This is a genomic window from Pseudogemmobacter sp. TB195 (assembly GCF_058313095.1).
Genome location: NZ_JBZEGG010000006.1, coordinates 99,871 through 121,961 on the forward strand (window position 1 = coordinate 99,871; position 22,091 = coordinate 121,961).

12 protein-coding genes and 2 pseudogenes are annotated in these 22,091 nt (G+C 63.3%); 10 read left to right on the forward strand and 4 right to left on the reverse strand.

Annotation, left to right across the window (positions count from 1 at the left end; genetic code table 11):
* Positions 1-58: 58 nt before the first annotated feature.
* Positions 59-796, forward strand: a complete 738-nt coding sequence (locus AC4FS3_RS08200; protein WP_491020131.1) for a metallophosphoesterase — start codon at positions 59-61, stop codon at positions 794-796.
* A 180-nt stretch (positions 797-976) separates the two neighbouring features.
* Here the strand turns inward: AC4FS3_RS08200 and pbpC are convergent, their stop codons facing one another.
* Entirely contained in the window at positions 977-3,028 is a 2,052-nt protein-coding gene (gene pbpC, locus AC4FS3_RS08205) for a penicillin-binding protein 1C (RefSeq protein WP_491020132.1), read from the reverse strand.
* A 4-nt stretch (positions 3,029-3,032) separates the two neighbouring features.
* Positions 3,033-8,495 carry an alpha-2-macroglobulin family protein gene (locus AC4FS3_RS08210; RefSeq protein ID WP_491020133.1) on the reverse strand — a complete coding sequence of 1,821 codons (5,463 nt, stop codon included), beginning with the start codon at positions 8,493-8,495 and terminating at the stop codon, positions 3,033-3,035.
* Between the two features lie 1,048 nt (positions 8,496-9,543).
* Here AC4FS3_RS08210 and AC4FS3_RS08215 point away from each other — a divergent pair.
* The 5 genes and pseudogenes from AC4FS3_RS08215 to AC4FS3_RS08235 form a co-directional block, all read left to right on the forward strand.
* Complete coding sequence (locus tag AC4FS3_RS08215) at positions 9,544-11,526, forward strand: response regulator (protein ID WP_491020134.1); 1,983 nt, start codon at positions 9,544-9,546, stop codon at positions 11,524-11,526.
* A gap of 230 nt (positions 11,527-11,756) precedes the next feature.
* Positions 11,757-12,167: a MerR family transcriptional regulator gene (locus AC4FS3_RS08220; protein ID WP_283176155.1), complete on the forward strand. Its 411-nt coding sequence runs from the start codon at positions 11,757-11,759 to the stop codon at positions 12,165-12,167.
* Between the two features lie 50 nt (positions 12,168-12,217).
* Positions 12,218-13,993 (forward strand): acyl-CoA dehydrogenase C-terminal domain-containing protein, encoded by a 1,776-nt coding sequence (locus AC4FS3_RS08225; protein WP_491020135.1) that lies wholly within the window; start codon positions 12,218-12,220, stop codon positions 13,991-13,993.
* Positions 13,994-14,022: 29 nt separating this feature from the next.
* On the forward strand, positions 14,023-14,235 hold the full coding sequence (locus AC4FS3_RS08230; protein WP_283176157.1) for a hypothetical protein: 213 nt from the start codon (positions 14,023-14,025) through the stop codon (positions 14,233-14,235).
* A 122-nt stretch (positions 14,236-14,357) separates the two neighbouring features.
* A pseudogene (locus AC4FS3_RS08235) lies at positions 14,358-14,787 on the forward strand (transposase); the annotation flags it as partial.
* 267 nt (positions 14,788-15,054) lie between these two features.
* On the opposite strand, the gene AC4FS3_RS08240 reads toward AC4FS3_RS08235, so the two are convergent.
* A complete protein-coding gene (locus AC4FS3_RS08240; protein ID WP_491020136.1) occupies positions 15,055-15,945 on the reverse strand; it encodes a LysR family transcriptional regulator in 891 nt (296 codons plus the stop codon).
* Between the two features lie 166 nt (positions 15,946-16,111).
* On the opposite strand from AC4FS3_RS08240, the gene AC4FS3_RS08245 reads away from it, so the two are divergent.
* Positions 16,112-17,008: a DMT family transporter gene (locus AC4FS3_RS08245; RefSeq protein ID WP_491020137.1), complete on the forward strand. Its 897-nt coding sequence runs from the start codon at positions 16,112-16,114 to the stop codon at positions 17,006-17,008.
* 2,035 nt (positions 17,009-19,043) lie between these two features.
* Here AC4FS3_RS08245 and AC4FS3_RS08250 read toward each other — a convergent pair.
* Positions 19,044-19,543 (reverse strand): annotated as a pseudogene (locus AC4FS3_RS08250) (integrase core domain-containing protein); the annotation flags it as partial.
* A gap of 558 nt (positions 19,544-20,101) precedes the next feature.
* On the opposite strand from AC4FS3_RS08250, the gene AC4FS3_RS08255 reads away from it, so the two are divergent.
* The 3 genes from AC4FS3_RS08255 (at position 20,102) to AC4FS3_RS08265 (ending at position 21,952) form a co-directional block, all read left to right on the forward strand.
* On the forward strand, positions 20,102-20,314 hold the full coding sequence (locus tag AC4FS3_RS08255) for a hypothetical protein (protein ID WP_491020138.1): 213 nt from the start codon (positions 20,102-20,104) through the stop codon (positions 20,312-20,314).
* 172 nt (positions 20,315-20,486) lie between these two features.
* Positions 20,487-20,681 (forward strand): SUMF1/EgtB/PvdO family nonheme iron enzyme, encoded by a 195-nt coding sequence (locus AC4FS3_RS08260; RefSeq protein WP_491020204.1) that lies wholly within the window; start codon positions 20,487-20,489, stop codon positions 20,679-20,681.
* A gap of 254 nt (positions 20,682-20,935) precedes the next feature.
* Positions 20,936-21,952: a hypothetical protein gene (locus AC4FS3_RS08265; RefSeq protein WP_491020139.1), complete on the forward strand. Its 1,017-nt coding sequence runs from the start codon at positions 20,936-20,938 to the stop codon at positions 21,950-21,952.
* The last annotated feature ends 139 nt before the right edge of the window (positions 21,953-22,091 follow it).

A 22,091-nucleotide genomic window follows, 5' to 3' on the forward strand; every position in this document is an offset into this window, starting at 1 on the left:
CCCGATCCCGCAGCCTGCGGCAATGCCGGGCATGCGGAACGGATGCAGGAGCCCCCCCATGCGCAGCTATGCAATCGGCGATATACATGGCCACCTTGACCTTCTGAAACGCGCCCATGAGCGGATCGCGACGGATATCGCGCAGCACGGTCCGGCGCCGGTGGTGCATCTGGGCGATCTTGAGGATCGCGGGCCGGACAGTCGCGGCGTGATCGACTGGCTGAAGACCGGCATGGAACGGGGTGAGGACTGGGTGGTGCTCAAGGGCAATCACGACCGGCTCTTCACTCAGTTCATCCATGATCCCTGGTGGGCGGATCCCGCGCTGTCAAACCCCTATAACTGGCTGCATCCGGCGGTTGGCGGGGCTGAGACGCTGCGCTCTTACGGCATCCGTGCCGCCGGGGATCGCCCGATCGATCCGGTGCATCGCGAGGCGGTCGACAGCGTCGACCCCGCACATCTGGCCTTTCTGGAAAGCCGCCCGACTTCGCTTCGCCGTGGGGATGTGTTCTTTGTTCATGCCGGCATCCGGCCCGGAATTGCGCTGGAGGATCAGGCCGAGGATGACCTCGTCTGGATCCGCAAGGGCTTTCTCGACGACAACCGCGATCACGGGCCATTGATCGTCCATGGCCATACTGCACTGGATCAGGCCAGACATTACGGCAACCGGGTGAATATCGACAGTTCTGCCGCCTATGGCGGGCCGCTCACCGCCATTGCGATTGACGGGCGTGAGGTGTTTTTGCTGACCGATCAGGGCCGCGTTCCGCTGCGACCAGAGCGCACCTGAACGCGGTCTTCCGCCTGGCACTGCCCGGTCGCCATGCCCCACTGCGGAAAGGCCGCGAAACGGCATGCCCCGATGACCAGGGTGTTTTCTTTCCGCAATGCACATTGTGACCGGCGCCCCCGGTTTCCGATCCGGAAACCGGCCCGGAATTTTAAAAAATTCCGGCGCGGGCGGAGCGGGTCACCAGAGCCGCACTCTCGAGCGGGCGGAGCGGCCCTCGGCATCAATGACGCTCAGCGTCACAAATCCGGTGCCGGACAGCGCGAGGATGATCTCGCGATCCCGCGAGCCCACGGCCATCGGCGCGCCGTCGATCAGCCAGGTGAAGGGCGCGGTGCCGCCAGAGACTTTCACCTTCAGGCCTGACTGATCCGCATTCGTGCGCAAAAGCTCCACCTCGGCCCCATCGGGCGGGAAATCGACTTTCGGTGCATTCACTTCAGCAAAAGCCGCATTTCGGGGCCGGAACCGTTGCAGCGGCGGCGGCAGCTGGCGGTTCGCGACCAGCAAAGTCGCCGGCGGCGCAGGCGGTTGCGGGGCCAGGGCCGCTTTCAGACGGTAAAAGGCCTGAAACAGCACCGGGGCCGCCACATCGGCACCAAAAGCGCCCGGCACCGGGGTGCCATCGGCGCGCCCCATCCAGACCCCGACCACATGTTGCCCGTCATAGCCGACCGCCCAGGCATCCCGGTGGCCGTAGGAAGTGCCGGTCTTATAGGCCAGACGGTTCGCCGGCGCGCCAGGCGGCGGCGCCAGGCCTGCGAGGATGTCCCCCACCTGCCAGGCCGCTACGGTCGAGACCACGCGGGCGCCCTCGCCTCGTTCGCCGTCAAGACGCCAGACCAACGGAAGCGCGACGCCGCCGCGCGCCAGGGCGGCATAAAGCTGCACCAGATCCTGCAGGCTCACCCCCACGCCGCCAAGGCTCACCGCGAGCCCCGGCTGATCGCCGGGGATACGATACTTCATCCCCGCCTTGCCCATCGCCGAGATCAGCCTGGCCGGGCCGAGTGCATCAGTCAGCGCCACCACCGGGATGTTCAGCGAAAGCTGCAACGCCTCGCGAAGCCGCACCTCGCCGCGATACTGCCGGTCGAAATTCTGTGGCGCGTAAGTGCCGAAACTCATCGGCCTGTCGTCGATCACCGTCTCGGGGTGGGCGAGGCCCTCGTCAAAGGCCAGCGCATAGACCAGCGGCTTCAGCGTCGATCCCGGAGAGCGCAGCGCCTGGGTCATATCGACAAAGCCCTGGCGTTTTTCATCCTGAAGGCCCGAGGAGCCGACCGAGGCGAGGATCTCGCCCGAACGGTGATCGGCGACCACGATCGCGATCTGCATCTGGCTGCCGCGCGCGCGGACAGTTTCCGCCGCAAGGGTCTCAAGCCGCTTTTGCAGATCCTTGTCGATCGTCAGGATATGTTCGCCCAGCGTCGGATCTGCGGACCGGGCCCGGTCGGCGAGATGCGGAGCGAAGGCCGGGAAAGGCTTGCGGATCCCCGGCACGGCTTCGGTCAGGGCGGCCCGGGCCTCTTCGTCCTCGATCAGCCCGAAGCGCACCGCGCGGTCCAGCACCCGGTCGCGCGCCGCCTCGGCACGGTCCGCTGCGCGGTCAGGGCGGCGGCTTTCCGGGCTTTGCGGGATCGCGACCAGCAGGGCCGCCTCGGCCGGGGTCAGGCGGGTCGGTTCCTTGCCGAAATAAGACAGCGATGCCGCCCGCACCCCTTCGAGATTGCCCCCGAAAGGCGCAAGCAGCAGATAAAGCGACAGGATCTCGTCCTTTGAAAGCTCGCGCTCCAGTTTCAGCGCGACCCGCATCTGGCGCAGCTTGCCGCCAACCTGGCCGGTGGTGCCTTCCTCCAGCAGCCGCGCCACCTGCATCGTCAGGGTCGAGCCGCCCGAAACAACGCGGCCAGACCGCGCGGCCTGCAAAACCGCCCGTGCCAGCGCCTGGAGATCAACGCCGGCATGATCGCGGAAGCGGCGATCCTCATAATTCAGCAGCATGTCGATATAGCGCGGATCGACCGCTGCCAGATCGACTTTCAGCCGCCAGCGCCCATCCGACACGGTATAGGCCCTGAGCAACTCGCCATCGCGGTCCTTGACCTCCACCGAGGTGGCCAGCGCCAGCGGCGGCAGCACGGTCGCATCGATCCAGCCGTCAAAGGCATCGCGGGAACCCGCGGCGAGCCAGAGGCCCGCCGCAAGCGCAAAGATCCAGCGCGCGCGCATGTTGTTACTCGGCGTTGACCGTCAGCCGGCCACTGTCGGTGCGGGCGCGGAAGTCAGGCCGATACATATCTTCGACCGAGGCCGCCGGGTGGTGGTAACTGCCGGGGCTGATCGCCCGCACAATATAGGCCACACGGAAGGCATCGCGCGACGACCAGTCCACCTGGGTGATGAAACGGTCCTGGCGGAATTCGGAATGCGCGGTCTGCCCCAGCACATTCAGCCAGCTCAGCTGCGAGGTATCGCCGCCCGAGATCAGGTTCGGGTTGTCGATCTCGAACCCTGCGGGCAGCGGGTCGGCAAGGATCAGGCGGCCATCCGAGTAATCCCAGGGCGTCACTTCCAGCTCGACCACATAGCGATTGCCGGTGACGACCTTGTCGAGTTCCACCGCTTCGCCATCAAGAGTGTAGTAGCTGCGGGTGATCGTGTAGCCATTGCCGCCGGCGGGTTCAGGCTCTGACGGCACGCCGAAAGTGGTGACGGTCAGATAGGTGTCACGCCCTTCGTTCTTGACCACGACAGGCGCGGCGCCGTCCTGGATCACTTTGACCAGCGGCCCTTCAGCCGGTTTGCCGTCAAGCGTGACGCCCGAGACATCCGGCGCGTCGATCAGCGCATTCGTCGCCATCAAGGCCCAGGTCGCTTCCTGGGTCGAAAGATAGCGCGGCGCGATGGCGATACGGTTGACCAGTTCCTCCCGGTCAATCGCCGTGCTGCCAGCCTCGACCGCAAGGGTCAGGATCGCTGCCGTGTCACGGTAATTGGTGCCGTAATCGGCGCGCAGCACCTGGGTCGCCGTATCCGAGGGCAGCGCGAGGATGCGCGCGCCCGCCTTGCGGAACATCGCATCGGCCCGGGTCTGGTCGCCGTAAGAGGCCAGAGCCGCACCAAGCTGCGCCTGGGCAAGCGGCGTGGCGAAATCATCGCCCTTCACATCGGCATAGTAACGCAGATCGCCGATCGCCGCCGCCCCTTCACGCGCCAGAACCATCAGCGCATAGGCCAGATCGGTGCCACCGCCCTGGGTATTGGCGTCGAAATTCGAAGCGTAATTGACGCGATTGCGCAGATTGGTCAGCGCATTGCGGAAGGCCTGATCCGGCACCGCATAGCCCTGGGCCCGCGCCCGGCTGAGGAAATCGGTGACATAGCTGTCCAGCCACAGATCGCCCGATGACGGACCCCAAAGGCCGAAGCCGCCGCCCGAGCCCTGGTTCATCAGGATCTCTGCCACCGCCTCATCGATCCGTTTCTGGATATCTGCGGCATGTTTCAGATCCATCACCCGTGCCACCTGATCAAAGTAGATCAGCGGCATCGCGCGCGATGTCATCTGCTCGGTGCAGCCGTAAGGGTAGCGGTCGAGCGATGCCAAAAGCCCCGGCGCATTCAGACGCGCCAGCGGGCCGATGGCCATGACCGATTTGCCGGTGCCACTGACCATATCGGCGAAAACCGCTTCGTCGAAGGTGAAAGTCTCGCCCGCTTTCAGATCAAAGCGCGAGATTTTCGCGATCTCGGGGTCATTGACCTGGATCGGCAGTTTCAGATCCTTGATCAGTTCCTTGCCATCCGGCGTGGTCAGGGCAACCCGGATCTCCGAGAGGCCAACCCCGCCCGCGATCACATCGACGCTGAATTCCGCCTTGCCCTTATCGGCAAGGGTCAGGGTTGCAGGAACCTCGCCAAGCGTCAGATCCTCCGAGGTTACCGCAAGCTTCATCTCGCCCGAGGGGCCGGTCGCATGGACGATTTCCAGCAACAGACGGCTCTGGTCACCAGGCGCCATGAAACGCGGCACCGAAGCGGTCACCACAACCGGGTCACGCACCAGGACATTCTTGTCGGCCTGTCCCACGCCGGTCTTCGACCAGGCCACGGCCATCACCTTCACCGATCCGTTGAAGGATGGCAGGGTAAAGGTCGTGCGGGCATAGCCATCGGCGCCCACTTCGACCGGGCCGGTGAAATAGGCCACCAGCTCTTCGGTCGGAGGCGGTGTTTGCAGCCGCGCCTGCGCGCCCGCATCGCCCCCAGAACGCACCTCGCCCTCGGCCCCGTTCAGCCCGTCGATCAGACGGCCATAGACGTCCCGGATGCCGATGCCGAGCTTGCGCTGGCCAAAGTAATAGCCCTGCGGATCCGGCGCCTTGAAGCCGGTGAGGTTCAGAATACCCTCATCCACGGCGGCGATGGTGACATAGGCCGTCTCGCCCGGCTCAACACCCTCGACTTTGACGGCAACATCCAGCGGGCCGCGCGGATCGACCTCATCGGCCATCTCGATCGTGGTGGTCAGCGCCCGTTTGCCCGGATCGACCGAGGCGTAAGACAGGCCAAGCGCGCGCGACGGCACGCGTCCCGCCGCCACATCCATCGGACGCAGCACCGAGGCGGTGACATAGACGCCTGCACCCCATTCATCGGTCACGTTCAGCGGGATCAGGTTCTCGCCTTCTTTCACCTCGACCGCTTCCATATGGACAAGGCGGTTCGAAAGCACGGTGATCAGCGCAGTGCCGGCGGCGCGCGGCACGATCCTGAGTTGCGCGGTCTCGCCCGATTTATAGGCGGGCTTGTCGAGCGACAGCTCCAGCGTGTCGGGCGTCGAGGACACATCGGCGGGCGCATACCAGCCCGACCAGAAGCTGGTGGAGGTCACAGCGGTCTCGCCGTCGATCCGTTCCACCTTCAGCTCATACTCGCCCCAGTTCACCGGCATCGAGATCGCCACCGGATCACTGCCGCCCAGCGTGGCGGAGCCTTCCGAGACATGGCTGCGGGTGCTCACCGGCTCCCAATACCAGCTGCCATAGCTTTGGTACCACTGCCAGTCATTCTCCAGTCGCGTGAGGGTCCATTTGACCTCCATCGGGGCCGGTTTCTGATCGGGGCCAATGCCTTGCAGGAGGAAGCGCGCCTCAGAGCCCTGCCCCACCACACCGTCGAATTCCGGCTTGATGCCGATCATCGCGCTGGCAGGCGTCACGTTCTTCTCGACGCGGCGTTCCACCGGGCGGCCCGAGCCTTCGGCAACCCGAACCACGGCGGTCGCGGTCAGCGGGCGGTCGGCTTCCAGCCCCTCGGCGCCGGGAAGTGCCAGGTCGAGCCGCGCCTTGCCCTCGTCATCGGTCGTGCCGCTCTGGTAGCTGTCCATCCGCGAGTCGAAGGGCTGGTCATAGCGGCCGAAGACATAGCCCGGCCAGGATTTCAGCCCCTGGGCCGCGCGCAGATAGATCTCGCCCTCGATCTCCATCCCCGAGGCAGGTGCCCCGAAGAGGTATTTCGCGGTCAGGTCAATATTCATCCAGGGATCTGCCAGCGACAGATCGGACTCGCCTGCATCGAGGGTGAAATCGATGCGCTCGGGCAGGAAATCCTCGACGAGGAAGGTTTTCGACACCAGCGCTTCCGCCTTGGTATCGGCAAAGATCGCCAGCGACCAGGTGCCGCGCGGAGCCGTGCCGGCAACCGGCAGCTGGAAAACATAGCCGCCCGCGCCCTGATCCGAGATCAGGTTGCGGGAATACTCGACACCATCGGGACGGGTCAGGATCGCGGTCAGCGGCAGGCCGGCCACAGCCTCGGCTTTCGGGTCGCGCGCAATGGCGGTGGCATAGACGGTTTCGCCCGCGCGGTAAGCGCCGCGGTCGGTGGTCAGGAAGACATCAACCGGCGGCGCGGCCTCACGGCCTTCGACGCCACGATCCGACAGATCGAATTCCGGATCAGTGAGCGACAGGAACGAGATATCCTTCTCGCCTTCCGTCACCACAAGCAAAGCCGGAGCCGCGCTGCCGGTGCCACGCATCAGGCCAGGCTCGAAAATGGCATAGCCCTGAGCATCGGTCACGGTCTCGGCCAGCGGGCTGTTCGCCCGGTTCAGAAGCTGTACCTTCACGCCTTCTTTGGCGCCGGCCGTCCCGAGGCTGCGCACGAACACATGCAGCCCGTCGACGCCGGTCATGCTGGTAATGCCCAGATCCGAGACCACGAACCATTGCCAGGCCGGCGGAAAATCATAGGCATCCTTGCCCGGCATCGCGGCGCGCAACGCATAGATCCCGGCCTCGCGGCCCTGCAGCGCCTCGACCATCGGCAGACGGGTGGTGACATCCTTATTCACCTCGATCTTCATCGAGGCGGTGCCTTCCCAGACCATCTCACCGATCTCATCGGTGAAGGACCATTCCGAATAGTAATTGATCGGCGTGCCGAAATAGTCGTTCTGGATGGCGCGCAGCATGTTGCGGTCGCTGACGCGGTAGAGCTGCAATTCCAGCGTATCGAGATTGACGGTTTCGACCGGCAGCGCCGCATCGCCCGATTTCGGCAACACATAGCCGCGCCCGGGGAAGCGCACCGCCGCCGTGCGGTCGCCGACATAGGCATTGATCTCGATATCCCTGGCCAGCGTCTGGCCATCAGCCGCCGGCAGACCCTCGCGGAAGGTCAGTGTATAGCGTTCGCCATGGGTCAGACCGGTGACGCAAAGCCGGCGCTGATCGGCAAGTTCAACCGCAGTGCCGCCGGCGGGCAGGCGCACATAGTCGCCGTAATCGACATCAACAGGTTTCAGGTCTTCGGTAAAGACGGCGCAGATGCGCGGACGGGCCAGATCGGCTTCGACCTGATGCTCCTCGATCCGGAAGCCGTATTTGCTGATCGCCTCGTCAAGCATCGCAGCGGTGTCATCCCGCGACTGGAGCGATTGTGCGAGGCGCAACGCCTGCACCATTTCGCGCCCATTGCCGCGTTCTTCCATCAGCCGCGCGGCAAAGACGAGGATCGAATGGCGCTGCGCCTTGCTTTCGGCGCGCAGATAGGCGTTCAGCGCCCCATAAAAAGCCTGGGATCTGTACCAGCCCGTGTCGCTCGTATTCTGCTGATCCGCTGCGGCTTTGGCGCGACGGGCATATTCCGCCCATGTGTCGGCATCATCGATGATGGCAAGCGCCGCGCCGGTCTTGTCGACCGCTGCGGCAAAGCTGGACCGCGCCTCATCTCCTGCCGCCTCGCGCAGCAGATCATCAGCGCTCTGGTCGCCGGTCGGGTGAGTCCGGCCAATCCCGGTAGCAAGATTGAACGCGGTGGTGAATTCGTCATCCGGCAGGAAGCTCAGCTCGGCACGCCGCTCTTTTGCCCGGGTCTGGGCGCCTGGCGCCGCTGCGACCACCCAGGCGGATTGCGCGCCGACAAAGCTTTCAGGGGCACCGGGATCGGATTTGAGGAAACAGCTGCCATTGCGGCTGTTGAAGGTCCAGGCGTCACATTGGGTATTGGTGACACAGGCGCGCTCGCAGGCCTGGATGGTCGTGTCGAAGACCGAGCCGATATCGCCGCCCACAAGATCGGAATCGACCATCACGACCGAGCGCCGCTCGGGGATCAGATCCTGGGCCGAGGCCATTCCAGGCAGGGCGATCGCGGCCGCCATCAAAAGACTTCTGACGAAATTACGCATCACAATACTCCCGTTCCGCCCGCCATGGCGCCACTTCAGCTTCGCACGCGTCCGGCCCCCGGGCAAGTGCCGGGCAGGTCAGGCGGGCGCGAATAAGCATGCGGGAGAAAGGAACTTCTCCCCTGTTAACTCCTGCTTCATTTTGACCGGAGAAGGTGGTCCGGAATACCGGACTTCTGGGCAGAATCTCAGATCCGGCGCGGCAAAAACTGGTTCCTGGATCATGACGGGGATGGATCTGTCAGAACGACCGACCAAGGAAAGGCGTGCAAGGCTGGCGGCAGAGCGTCTGCTGGCCCGGCGCACCCGCGACCTTGCCACCGCCGAAGAGCGGCTGGCGCGCCAGAACCGCAGCGTCGTCAGGGCCCCGCGCCTGACCTCCCCCAATGTGGCAAGGTCCGAACAAACTGCCCTTAACGCTGCCGCCGGCGCATCCTCCCTATCCCCCGGCGCATCCCCTGCGGTGTCTGTCACACAGGCCGGGGCCATTTCGGCCCCGGCGCCTTCTTCCGATGTCCTGTCAACCGTGGCACCACCATCCAGAGCCACCCCACAGGCAGCCGTCGCTCCGCCTGGCGCCCCGGTCCCATCGGGGAATCACACCGGGCCAGGGCTTGCGGAACCAGCCTCTGACGAGAAATCGGATACCGTTGCGACCTTCATCCATATCCCCCGGAACCGAGCACAATCTGATGTCCCGGGGCCAGAGGAGGCAAGGGAGTGTGCGCCGGACAAAACCACCGAAGACGCGCTCAGTGAGGCGCAGCCCCCGCCGCGCGCCCGCAGCGCATCGGCGGCTCTGACAGCTCTACCTGAGGCTCCCGATCTTCTGACCAACGGCCTGCGCGCTCCGGGCATATCGCGCCCCGAAGACGACAGACCGTGGCCCGGAGCCCCGTTCCCATCGGTACAGCAGATCGCAGCAGCACCCTTCCCGGATGCGCCGGACCTGCTCAAGGCAGCGCTCCTGCCTCCTCCGGACCTGCTGCTGCACCTAGCCAATGGCGGCTGGAGGCGGTTGGCCGCGCAAATCGACGCCCAGGATAGAATGCTCTGCCAGCTGGTCGACATCACCCGGCAAATGCGGATCTGCGCCGCAAGCGAGGCAATTCCCGATCGGTTCGTATTTTTCGACAGCGAGGACAGAATGATGACCTGCAACCAGAGCTACCGCGATATTGACAAGACCTCGGCCCCGATGATGCCCCCGGGCGTGTCTTTCGAGAATATCCTGCGCTACGGCCTCGCTCTGGGCGGGTACCCCGAGGCGTGCGGACGCGAAGTGGAATCGGTCAATGCCAGGATGTCGGAACATCGCGGCCCTGCGGCCGAAGGGGAACATCAGCTGAAAGACGGCCGCTGGCTGCGCTCCATCGGCAAGGAAACCCCGGATGGCGGCCGCGTCGGCCTGCGTGTCGACATCACGCAACTGCGCGAACAGGCAGTGGCGCTCGAGACCGCCCGCCTCGCCGCCGAAGCCGGGAGCCGGGCGAAACCGGCCTTCCTTGCCAATATGGGCCATAAGATCCGCACACCGATGAATGGGGTCGCCGGCATGGCGGATCTGTTATGCCACAACGCTCTGTCGGATGAGCAGCGCCTCTTTTCCGAGACCATCCGGTCCTCGGGCGAGGCGCTTCTGGTGATCATCAACGATATCCCCGACCATTCCTCAATCGATGCCGGCCAGCTGTCGCTGCGCCCCGGGGATTTCGATTTTGAGCGCCTCATCCATGAGGTGGTGATGTTGTTGCAGCCGCACGCGCGGGCAAAGGGCATCGATCTGATGATTGATTACGATGTTTTCCTGCCCACCCGTTTCACTGGTGATCCGGCGCGTCTCCGGCAGGTGCTGACCATTCTGATCGGGAATGCGGTCAAATTCACCACCAAAGGCCATGTGCTCACCCGCGTCGTCGGCATGGAGGCCGAAGGCGGGCGCCACCAGCTGCATGTCACGGTCGAAGATACCGGAATCGGCATTCCCGCAGACCTGCTCGACCATGTGTTCAGCGAATTCAGACAGGTCAATGATGACCGGAGCCGCGAATTCGAAGGCACCGGCCGTGGCCTCGCGATCACGCGGCGCCTGATCGAGCGGATGGAGGGCGCGGTCTGGGTCGACAGCGATTATGGCAAGGGCTCGGTCTTCGGCTTCCGGCTCGCCCTGCCTCTGGCCGAGGAGAGCGGGGCCGGGAGGTTGCCCGTCCCGATCGGAAAAGCGCTGGTGGTGGAGGACCAGTTCATCAACCGCACCATCCTCGAACGCCAGCTCGCCGCCTGTGGGGCAGAGGTGTTGCTCTGCCGTTCGGGTCAGGACGCGCTGGATCATGTCACTGGCGGGATGGTCCCGGATGTCGTGCTGGCCGGTCACGAAATGCCGGGCATGGACGGGGCAGTCCTTGCCAAAAAGCTGCGCGAGGCCGGTTATGACAAGCCGCTGGTATTGCTCTCGTCCAGTCCGCTGGCCGCGCGGGAGGCGGGCGGCGCGGCGGTCGATGCGATCTTGCAAAAGCCGGTGCTCCGGGCGGAGCTCTATCGATTGCTGACCAGCCTGACGCTGCCGGTTGCACCTGAATCCGCCTTGCCCGAGGCCCCACCCCCTGCCGCGCAGAGCCAGCGGGCCATGCGCATCCTTGCCGCCGAAGACAACAGGACCAATCAGCTGGTCTTGCAGAAAATGCTGCGCTGCCTCGATGTCGAGCTGCGCTTCGCCGGAAATGGCCATGAAGCGCTGACCGAATGGGAAAGCTACAAGCCCGACCTGATCTTCATGGATATCTCGATGCCTGGGATGGACGGGCACGAAGCCACACGGGCGATCCGCGAAAGCGAGGCGGCGCGCGGGCTGAAGCGGGTTCCGATCATTGCCCTGACCACGCATGCGATGGAGGCGGAAGAGGGAGGAATTCCCGCCTCGGGCATGGACCGCTATCTGACGAAACCGCTGCGCAAATCAGAAATCAGCGCTGCCGTTCTGGCCTTTGCCGCCGAAGCGTGCCGCCCGCCCGAGAGCGGCGGACAGGGCTGACCCGTCTCCCGGGATTGCGCGTTCCCCGATGGCGGCCCGAGACGGTCACTATTGCCCGCTCCGCCGGGTCGACAGCCCCGGCCCACAGGCAGCACTCTGCCAATACCGCAGGCGTGACGTGACGTCATCCTGACGTTTACGTAAGCTCAATTGTATCGCCGCAGATGACAGCACATGTCTTAACCAACCCACTGGTCCGCCGCCGGGGCCACTATCCAGGAAAGAGGACAATGCCCAACGACGAGCAGATGACGATCCGCGAGATGTGCGACGCCTTTGACGTCACCCCGAGGACGCTGCGCTTTTACGAGGCGAAGGAGCTGCTTTCGCCGGTCCGCATCGGGTCGCAACGGCGCTACACCAGGCGCGAAAGGGCACGGTTGACCATCATCCTGCGTGGCAAACGCTTTGGCTTCTCGCTGGAAGACATCCGCCAGGTCCTGAACCTCTATGCCCGCGACGGCTCGAACCTCGCGCAGATGGAACGCACCTGGGATCTGGCCCAGGAACGGCTCCGCGCGATGGAGCAGCAGCGCGACGAACTGACGCTTGCGATAGGCGATCTGAAGGCCGAGCTGGAGACCGGTGCCGGCCTGATCGCCGCCGCCCGCAACCAGAATGCCGACCCGCCAGGCAAATGACCACTGCCGGGCCAGGAGGCCCAGCGGCACAGAACCGAAGGGAGAAAACGATGACCGGCTATACCGCCCCGGTGAAGGATATGCAGTTCATTTTGCATGATGTTTTCGGGATCTCCGGCTTTGACATTCCAGGCTACGCGGATCTCGACCGTGCCTTCACCGGCGCCGTGCTGGAAGAGGCCGGCAAGGTTGCCTCGGCCATACTCGCCCCGCTGAATCCCATTGGCGACCGCCAGGGATGCGTGCTGGAAAATGGCACTGTGCGCACGCCCGATGGGTTCAAAGCCGCATTCGAGACCATGAAACAGGGCGGCTGGACCGCGCTTGACTGCGATCCGGATTACGGCGGCCAGGGTCTGCCCTATCTGATCAATTGCGCGGTAGGCGAGATCTTCGTCTCGGCCAATATGGCCTTAAACATGTATCAGGGCCTGACGCATGGCGCGGTCTCGGCGATCCATACCCATGGCACCGAGGCGCAAAAGGCGCAGTATCTCCCGAAGATGATCGCCTGCGACTGGACCGGCACGATGAACCTGACCGAGCCGCATTGCGGCACCGATCTGGGTCTTTTGCGCACGAAGGCCGAACCGCAGGAGGAAGGCTCTTATCTGATCACCGGCCAGAAGATCTTCATTTCGGCAGGCGATCATGATCTGGCGGAGAACATCATCCATCTGGTTCTGGCCCGCGCGCCAGGTGGTGGCGAGGGCACAAAAGGCATCTCGCTTTTTATCGTGCCGAAGTTTCTCGTGAACGATGATGGCTCTCTCGGGGCAAGAAATGGCATCTCGACCGGCAAGATCGAAGAGAAGATGGGCATTCACGGCAACGCGACCTGTGTGCTGAATTATGATGGCGCGAAGGGCTGGCTGCTGGGCGATCTCCATAAGGGGATGCGGGCCATGTTCACAATGATGAACGAGGCGCGGCTGGGGGTCGGTCTCCAGGGCTATGCCCTGGCCGCGGCAGCGTATCAGAACGCGGTCGCCTATGCGAAAGACCGCCTCCAGGGCCGCGCCGCGACCGGGGCGGAGAACCCGAAAGGCGCCGCCGACCCGCTGATCGTGCATCCCGATATCCGCCGTATGCTGATGGATCAGAAGAGCTTTGTCGAAGGCGCACGGGCGCTGACCTTCTGGGGCGCCTCGCTGATCGACCGCGCGCATCGCAATTCCGATGCCGAAGCTGACGGGCTGATCGGGTTGCTGACGCCGGTCATAAAGGGGTTCCAGACCGATAAGGGTTTTGAATCGACGGTCGGGGCGCAACAGATTTTCGGCGGCCACGGCTATATCGAAGAACAGGGCATGAGCCAGTTCGTCCGCGATGCAAGGATCGCGATGATCTATGAGGGCGCGAATGGCGTACAGGCGCTGGACCTCGTCGGGCGCAAACTCGCGGCGGATGGCGGCAATCATGTGATGGCGTTTTTCGACCTGGTGAAGGCCGAATGCCGCGCCCATGACGGTGATGAGCGGATGAAACCTTTCGCTGACGCGCTGACAACCGCGTCGAAACAGCTTCAGGCCGCGGCAATGTATTTCATGCAAAACGGCGTGAAAAATCCGAATGCGGCGCTGGCGGGTTCCACTGATTTTCTGCATCTGGCCGGCCATGTCTGCCTTGGCCTGATGTGGACGAAAATGGCCGGCGCCGCCTTTGCCGCACTTGATGCCGGCGCGGCGGACCAGGAGTATCTTGACGCCAAGATCGCCACCGGTCGCTATTATATGGCCCGCCAGCTGCCCAACTGCGCGACGCATCTGGCCCGGATCGAGAGCGGTGCCGATCCGGTCATGGCATTGACTGCCGAGGCGTTCTAGACTGCCGCCAGACCGCTTTGGAGAGACTGATGCCGAAACGTTTTCGCCTGACCCGCCGCTTTCCTGTCGCCATGACCGAAGACGGCTATCGCCGGCTGAAGCGCTTCGCCTTCGATGCAGGCCTTGATGAAGGAGAGGCCCTGTCCTTCCTCTTCGAAAATTTCGACTCGGTCATCGAGAGTGAAAAGCTCACCCATCGGCTGCGGCTGTTCAACTCGGAGCTCGACGCGCGCAAACGGTAACCGCCCGCGGGCGTCAGCCGATGAACGCCGCCTGCGGTGGGCGATGTGAATCATGAGAAGATGTCTCATCAAGTCTTCCCGCCCCGAACCCTTAGCAGGTCGCTGAACAATTCCGGCCCCGACGCCCCTCCATCGCGCCCGAACGGCTGATACGGGCCAGCCTGCTGAGGATCCGCTGCCCGATCCGGTCCGGGCGACAGCTCCTGGAGCAGATGGATTGCAACCTGCTGTTTCTCTGGTTCGTGGGCCCTGGGGTCGGCAACGCTGCCCGGGTCCCAACTGTGTTCACGAAAAACCGCGACCGGCTGCTGATCACGGATGTGTCCCGTCGGGACAAGGCTGCTATTCTGGCGCCTCGTGATGTGGCACCGCTGCTGTCGGACGATCCCGTCCCGGTCGATGACACCCCGCGCATCTATGAAGCGTTTCCAGCCGAAGGAACGAGTGACCTCGGACGGGGACGACGATCCGGGCGATCCGCCAGATATCCGCCTGCCGCCGGTAGCCTGGCGTAACCAAGAACGGCATGTTTTTCCGAACCCTGTCCCGCGACACGTTACATACACGCGGCGCTTCCCCCTGGCTCATGCCCTCCGCATAAGCCTGACGCTCTCTGAGATATAGCTCCACGCCGGAGAGCCCCACACCCTCCCTGCTGGCGCAGCAAGGGAAAATCTGGCGACTTTCACGCCAACCGCAGTCGCATCATGCCGCCGCTGCCGTGGACGAATTTCGCGCCACCATTCTCATTCTCGCCCAGCGCCGTCATGCTTTCCCTGAAGCAAGCTCTCCCTGTGGCCCACCATACGTGCCTGCAGCTCAGGCGGCGAGCGACAGGCCGCCATTGCGACTGATTTCGGTGGTCACTTCAGCGATCAGGCTGTCCAGCGCCGGATTTCTGGCCTTCCGCGCGCGCCGAATGACATAGGCAAGCGCCGGCGGAGCGGGCAATCGGTCCGCGATCACCTCCATCTCAGCGCGCAGATACCGGTCGCTCAGCAGTGCCACCCCAAGCCCGGCATTGACCGCTGCCATGATCCCCGCCGCGCTTGAGCATTCGAAGACGGTTTCCAGCATCGCGCCGCCATCCTGGCCGATATCGAGCGCCCATTGGCGATAGAAACACTCATCATCAAAAGACAGGAATGGAACCGGTCCATCAGGCGCAAGCGCCAGTTCGCGGGATTTCACCCAGTGCAGCCCCTCACGAAACAGCACGACATCGGCGGGACGGATTTCATGAGCAAAGACCTGCACGATGGCGGCGTCGAGCTCGCCGCGATCCAGCATGGCGCGCAAAACGAGGCTCATGCGGACCCGGGTGCGAACCGACACCTGGGGATGCAGGCGGTGAAAGCGCCCAAGGATCCGCGCAAGATCCGAGCAGGTGGTGTCCTCGGTCAGACCCAGCAGGATGCGGCCGCTGAGATCGTTTTTTGTCAGGCTCAGCAGCGCTTCGTCATGCAGGCTGAGGATCCGGTCGGCATAGGACAGCAGTTCTTCGCCCTGCTTTGTGAAAACCGCCATGCCCGGCCTGCGACAGAGGATCTCGCAATCCAGGCTGGCCTCCAGGCGCTTTATCTTGTGGCTGACTGCGGATTGCGTCAGCCCGAGCGCCTCGGCCGCGCGCGTGACGCCACCGTGCTGACGGATGGCCCTGACAGCGCGCAAAGCGTCGATATCGAGGCGCCGCGATAGAAGTTCGGTCATGATAATACCTCACAGGTCACCCCACAGTCATGACCAGGTGGCATTTTTCAGGCAAGTATTCATTACATCTGCGATGCCTCTGTCATTGGGAGATCGAAATTTGTCATGTGCTCCGAGGCCTGAAACCCCGTAGCCAGTGCCAATCCTGTCCAAACTGGAACGCAGAATGTCCGACCTCGCCACTGCTCTGCCGGCCCGCGCCCGGCCCTGGTTCCTCTGGCCTGCCATGGCGTTCATGCTGGTTGTCGGATGGAGCTCTGGTTTCGTCGGCATCCGGTATGCGAATGATGAAGCGGGTATTGCCCTGCTGCTGTTCTGGCGGACGCTGATCTCGGGCCTGATCCTTTTGCCCTTTGCGATTTTCTTCGGGCCGCTCCTGTCGGTGAAGGCGGTTCTGGCGCAGATGGGCTTTGGGGTGATGGCGGTCTTTCTCTACCTCGGGGGGTTTGCGCTGGCCATCGGCGAACGTGTCCCGACGGGCCTCGTCGCGCTGATCTCTGATCTGCTTCCGCTTGCCATCGCCGCCATGTCGCAACCTTTGCTGGGGGAACGCCTTACCCCACGCCAATGGCTGGGAACCGGGATCGCCCTGGCCGGGGTCTTGCTTGTGACCTTTGACAGCCTGAGTCTGGGAGCTGCCCCCCTCTGGGCCTATGGGCTGACAGTAGTGTCGATGCTGGTCTTTGCCCTTGCCTCTATTCTGCACCGCAGACAGCCCCTGCTGCGCATCCCTGTGTATCAGAGCCTGTGCATTCACACCCTTACCAGTTCGGTCCTGTTTGCAGCCTGCGCCTGGATGAGCGAAGGAAGTCTGGCCCCGCCCCTGACGCAGAAATTCGCACTCGGCATGGCCTGGCTGGTGCTGATCGCGACCTTTGCGACCTACTCGGTCTATTACACGGCGCTCAGGATGTTTCCTGCGGCGAAAGTCAGCGCCGCCATTTATCTGAGCCCCCCCGTTACGATGGTATGGGCATGGGCGCTGTTCTCCGAACCTCTGACCATGGCAATGTTTGCGGGTCTTGCGGTCACGATGCTGGGGGTCTGGATGACCTCGCGCTAGAACCGGCGCTTCGCGCCTGCAAGACCGCCTCGCTGGTCGGGTTGCGCCCGACAGAGTGGGCAGGAGCGCTTTTCGGCAGGCCTCTGCCTGGTTCTGCCCATGAATCCGGCTGGATTTCGCGCGTGATATTGCGTGATGGAGCCATCATGCGGCCCTGACGTTTCAGAGATGTCGACGCCATGAGGCGCGACAAACCTGTCGTAAATGGAGGACTAGCAATGGCAGACCCCAGAGACCCGACCCGCGAGCAACCGCGCGATCCCAAACAACCTCAGGTGAAGGATCCGCACCACAAATCCGACAGTGCCCCCGGACGCCAGCAGGAACAGCAGATGCCCGGCCAGAAACAGCCAGGTAGCGATCAGCCGCGTCAGCCCCAGCGGCGCTGACCAGTCGGCGGCGGGGAAACCCCCGCCGCCTTCGCTATGGGAGATGGCGGTGTTATTGGGAGGAGCAGGATCGTGAAGTCAGAAAAGACCAGTTCAGAGCCGTTCGGGCCGTCTGTACCTTGGCCGCATATCCAGCAGGAAGAGGCGGAGGGGAGAACATCGTTCAACCCATCGCGGCAGGACCGTGGACCGGCGGATCATCAGGCCGATTGCCAGAGGCCGAAGGAGCAGGCCTGTTGAAGAAGAGCGCGTATAAGGAGTCCAGCCGAAGCAGGCTGAGGCGGAAACGGCGTTCTTAGGCCATGATGCAAAATGACGGGGCATTAGCCTGATGAAGGCGGCGTCAGCAAAGTCACGGATACGGCCTGCGGAATTGTCGTAACCGCTTGCCGGCCAGCTGCTGTTTTTCAGCTTGTTTAAGCAACCCTCGACCAGGTTGAGCATGGGGTAGAGGAGCATATCGACAGCTCTCTTTTCTTGCGCATCGGGATCATCGCTGGCGCGTTGCGGCTTTCGATATCTTCGTGAATTTCATCGGGCTGTATTCCGGGCGTCACAGGTGCCGCAGCCTCAGCAGGCGGCCAGAACGGCGATCTGCGGGAGGATTTAGGCTGTCACCAGATCATCGCAGATATAGCCGCAATCCTGTGCCGCGAGATCCCGGTTCTCACCGGGATCTCAGCGCCAGCCCCATCGCCGAAGGCCGAAGGATCCCGGTCCTGGAAGTGGTCCAGAATAAGATCCGCTGATCGTTTTCTTACCTGCCGCTCTCGAACGGCCGAGAGCCTTTGATCAACGGTCCCCCTGATGCGCCCGCAAAATGATGACGAGCGCGGATCACAGTGCTGTCGATGATCTGAAGGTCCACTCATCGTTGGATATCAGGTTGCGCGCCAGAGTCGTCTCCGCCGTATAGACACCCCTGAAACATATGGCATTTATAACGCTGATCCATTTTCTCGACATGATCTACGGACCGTGCTGCCCCGCTTTCTCTCAACGCCCGCATGATGAACGGATTGGCGCCAACAATCCTTTCCGGAGCAAGCTGCGGCCTGAAGCCACCGGAGTTTTCCACCTCAGATCAATTATCCAACATGACCGGCGCCCATGAGGCGCAGGACCAGGTAAGGTGCGATGGATGTGTCGGGTGCCGGGCAACACCAGAGAATGACGCTGAAAACAATCGACGGGATGGGCCAGAAGCCGGGCGTCGGCAGACACTCTGCCCGGATTCTTCGCCGGCGGCAGATTACATATATCAGATCAGACGGAAGACTTGGCTGTTTGCGTCAAGCCTCCCGGAAATCCGGGAATGCACGTGGCTTTTGCCTTGACCGCAGCCCTGCCAGTTCTCGATGTCTGACAAAGTAACCTTATGACGCGCAAGAACATTCTTCTGGTCCGTTTTTGACGATGCCATCGCACCCCGGCGCTATAAATCGGTGTTCGGCTTGCCTTTACAATTCCCGGTTCTTGACGAATTTTGCGCGGTATCGACGGGGTTCCACACGGCTCTTTGCCAGGCTCCGGTGCCAGGCTCCGGTCTGCGGTCCGGCGCGGGCCAGCATGATGACGCCCCTGATCCCGCATGAGGCGCAGATCATCGACACAGCGATCCGACCTTCTCTCCGGTTGTTCCTCGTTCATAACGGGAGCCCCTGGGGTTGACACTGACCGGTTTCGGGTCGGGCAAGCGCGCCGGGCGCGTCGCTGCCAGTTTGCTCGAGCGCCCGGCGCGCATCAGCCAGGCTGTCGAAGATATCTTCGCAGAGGCATTCGTCGCCCAGACTTCCTTCGAAGGGCTTGATGCAGCCATTCTGCTGCGGCTTGCCGGGGTGGATGTGGTGCCATCCGACGCCGTTGTCGGTCGCCCATTTCAGGACCGCCTGGCTGGTGAACCAGGTGCCATTGTCAGAGACGATGCAGTCGGGCTTGTCGGAGATCCTGACCAGGGCATCAAGTTCCCGTGCCATCCTTGCCCTCGAGATACTGGTGTCGGCGATCAGGGCCAGCTTGTGCCCACGACGCCGGCGCACCGATGACCCTAATTCCCGACAGATGCGGCAGAGCATCTGTCGCTCATCACCATGCCCACATGTTCCAGCATCACACCCATGCGCCGCTGGTCAAACCGGCACCGCTCGCCGCACGCTCCTCAGATCGACACCGGTCAGGACGCCAGCCCGGCTAAAGGCTCCTCGCCTTTCAGGGCTGCCAGTGCGACCTGCCCCCTGAACTCAGGCGCGTGCTGCCTGCGTTCCGACAGCTCTTATCTCCCTCCCGTCAGGGATCGGCAGGCTGCAAATCACAGCCTGTGTCAGTGGCCAGGTTGCGGGCGGTAGCTCAGCTGCCCAAAGAAACGAGGTGCCGAATGAAATTCTACAGGGGTTAGCGGGGCCGGCCTGGCACCGATGATGGTGAGGGTAATGATTTCTTCATTGTCTCTCTGGCCGAAACCTCGGCGATCGACTTTCTGGCAGAAAAGCGTGCGCAGTTACTGCTCGGCCTGTAGCCAGGCTGACTATCAGCTGGGACTTGTGCCTGATTAGCTGCACGAGTCCCGCCATGCCGCGAATGAGGCGATCATGGTTGTCGCGGATCACGGCTTCCACCCTGGCAATCACATTATCTTCCGCAAAGCGACCTTGTAGAAACCAATGTACCGCTGATCCGGTCAGACCCGAAAATCCCGCTGCTGCGGGTGGTCACCGATCCGGTTGCGATGATCGATGCCGGGCCGACTTTGCCGGGCATTGCCGATGTCACCGCGCCAAAGCGGCAATGCGGGCAAGTGCTCTTGCCGCTTATTAAAGGCGAGAGGGCGCCGGATCCGGTAGTGCCGTCCTTTTACAAGGAACATGTGACACAGCGTCATGTCACATACCGGCTGATCCGCGATCTCGATGCCTGGTAGCAGATCGTTGATACGGAAGAGGATTTCTGGCAGCTGAGGGATCTGTGCCAGAACAATCCGGCCTTCCTGCCCTCCGAGGCGCAACGGAAAATGCCGCGCGCGGCGGGCTTACGCGGATGAAACTCCCTTTGGAGAGGGATCTGCCCCCGGCCGGGCGGTATGGCCATAACATCTGGCAAGGCGCTTTCCCGATCGAAACAGCGCAGAAGACGGTTTTGCCGTCACTGCTCCGGTGAGGACCTTTGCGCCAAAGGGCTATGGGCTGTTCAGTATGACCGGCAATGTCTGGGGGGACGGCGGGCAGCTTTGGATCTTTACCCGCCGCGCCCTAGCCCTGTTAGCCAGGTCAAGGGTCTCAGCAAGGTGAGGCGCGGCGGCTCGCATCTGTGTCATGACAGCTGTTGCACCTGCTGTTTCGTGCATTCACGCAGCCATATTACAGCGGAAAGCCCGACCGGTCATATTGGCTTTCGGGTGATCGGGGCTGATGCGGCCTGAGGCTGGCCGTTAACAAATGCCGTCCCCTGGCTCGCACCAACCCATTCCACCGTCACGGAATTTCTGCTATCTCTGCACGGGATATGGCCGCAGGCCCCCTGTCAGATGCCGGAGGCCGATACCATGACACGTGCTGCGACAAGGCTGTTCTGTTTCGCAAACCAGGATGCCGGCTGGATGCCGGTCAATCACCTGCTCGGCCTGATGGCACGGCTCCTTGAGGCCGGGATTTACGACCTTGGTCCCTGCCGGCTCTCGCTGCCCGGGCGGATTGGCGCGACGCTGTTTCCCCCGCCGCGGGGCGGCACGGGCGGCGATATCTTTGTGCTGCGCTCGCCTTCCGAATTGTTGCGGGCGCTCGCCCATCCGCTCTGGCGCGAGAAAAGGGCTTTCCGCGCGCTCTGGGTGATCGACAGTTTCTGGACAGAAACCTGGCCGCGCCCCGCCGCGCGCCTGCTGTCGCATTTCGACCTGGTGGCCTATACCCGCGAGGGCGATGCCCCGGATTACGAAGCGCTGGCGCCGGGCCGTGCGATATATCTCGGCTGGGGGGCCGATGTGCTGGATCTGGGCAGCTCTGCAGCAGAGCGCCCGATTGATATTTTGCGGGTCGGCCGCCAGCCCGGGGCCTGGGATGATGACGCGCGCACCGCTGCCGCCTGCGCGGCGCGGGGGTTGCTGTTCCAGGGCCGCCCCCCCTTCCCCGCCAGCCCGGAAACCCAGCAATCCGAGCTGATGCGCGACTGGTATGCGCGGTCGAAATTCACCATCGCCCATTCGAATATCGCGGCACCCGCCCCCTATACTCACCCGACGCGCGCCTATGTCACCGCGCGCTGGACCGATGCGCTGGCCTGCGGCGCCAGCGTTGCCGGACGCCAGCCCGAGGGGGATCTGCGGCTGGTCAGCTGGCCCGGCGCGGTGCTGGAAACCGGCGGGATCGACCTTGACCAGAACCTCGATCTGATTGCCGAAGCCGTCCACGCCTGGACACCGGAGGTCGCGCGCCGCAACCATCACGAGGCACTGGCGCGCTTAGACTGGCGGATCCGGATCGCGGTCCTCGCCACCAGGCTCGGGCTGAGCACACCCGCCCTTACCGCCGATATGCAAAGGCTGCAGGCGGCGATCAAAGGCTGATGCTGAAGGGCGCCGACCGGATCGGGCTTCCCAATCAGCCCGTTTTCCTGTATGGCCCGCGCCATCTGAGACGTGACGCCCCTGGCCCCGGGCACATGCATGAGGATTGGGGCGGCGACAATGGGGTCGCCATATATCG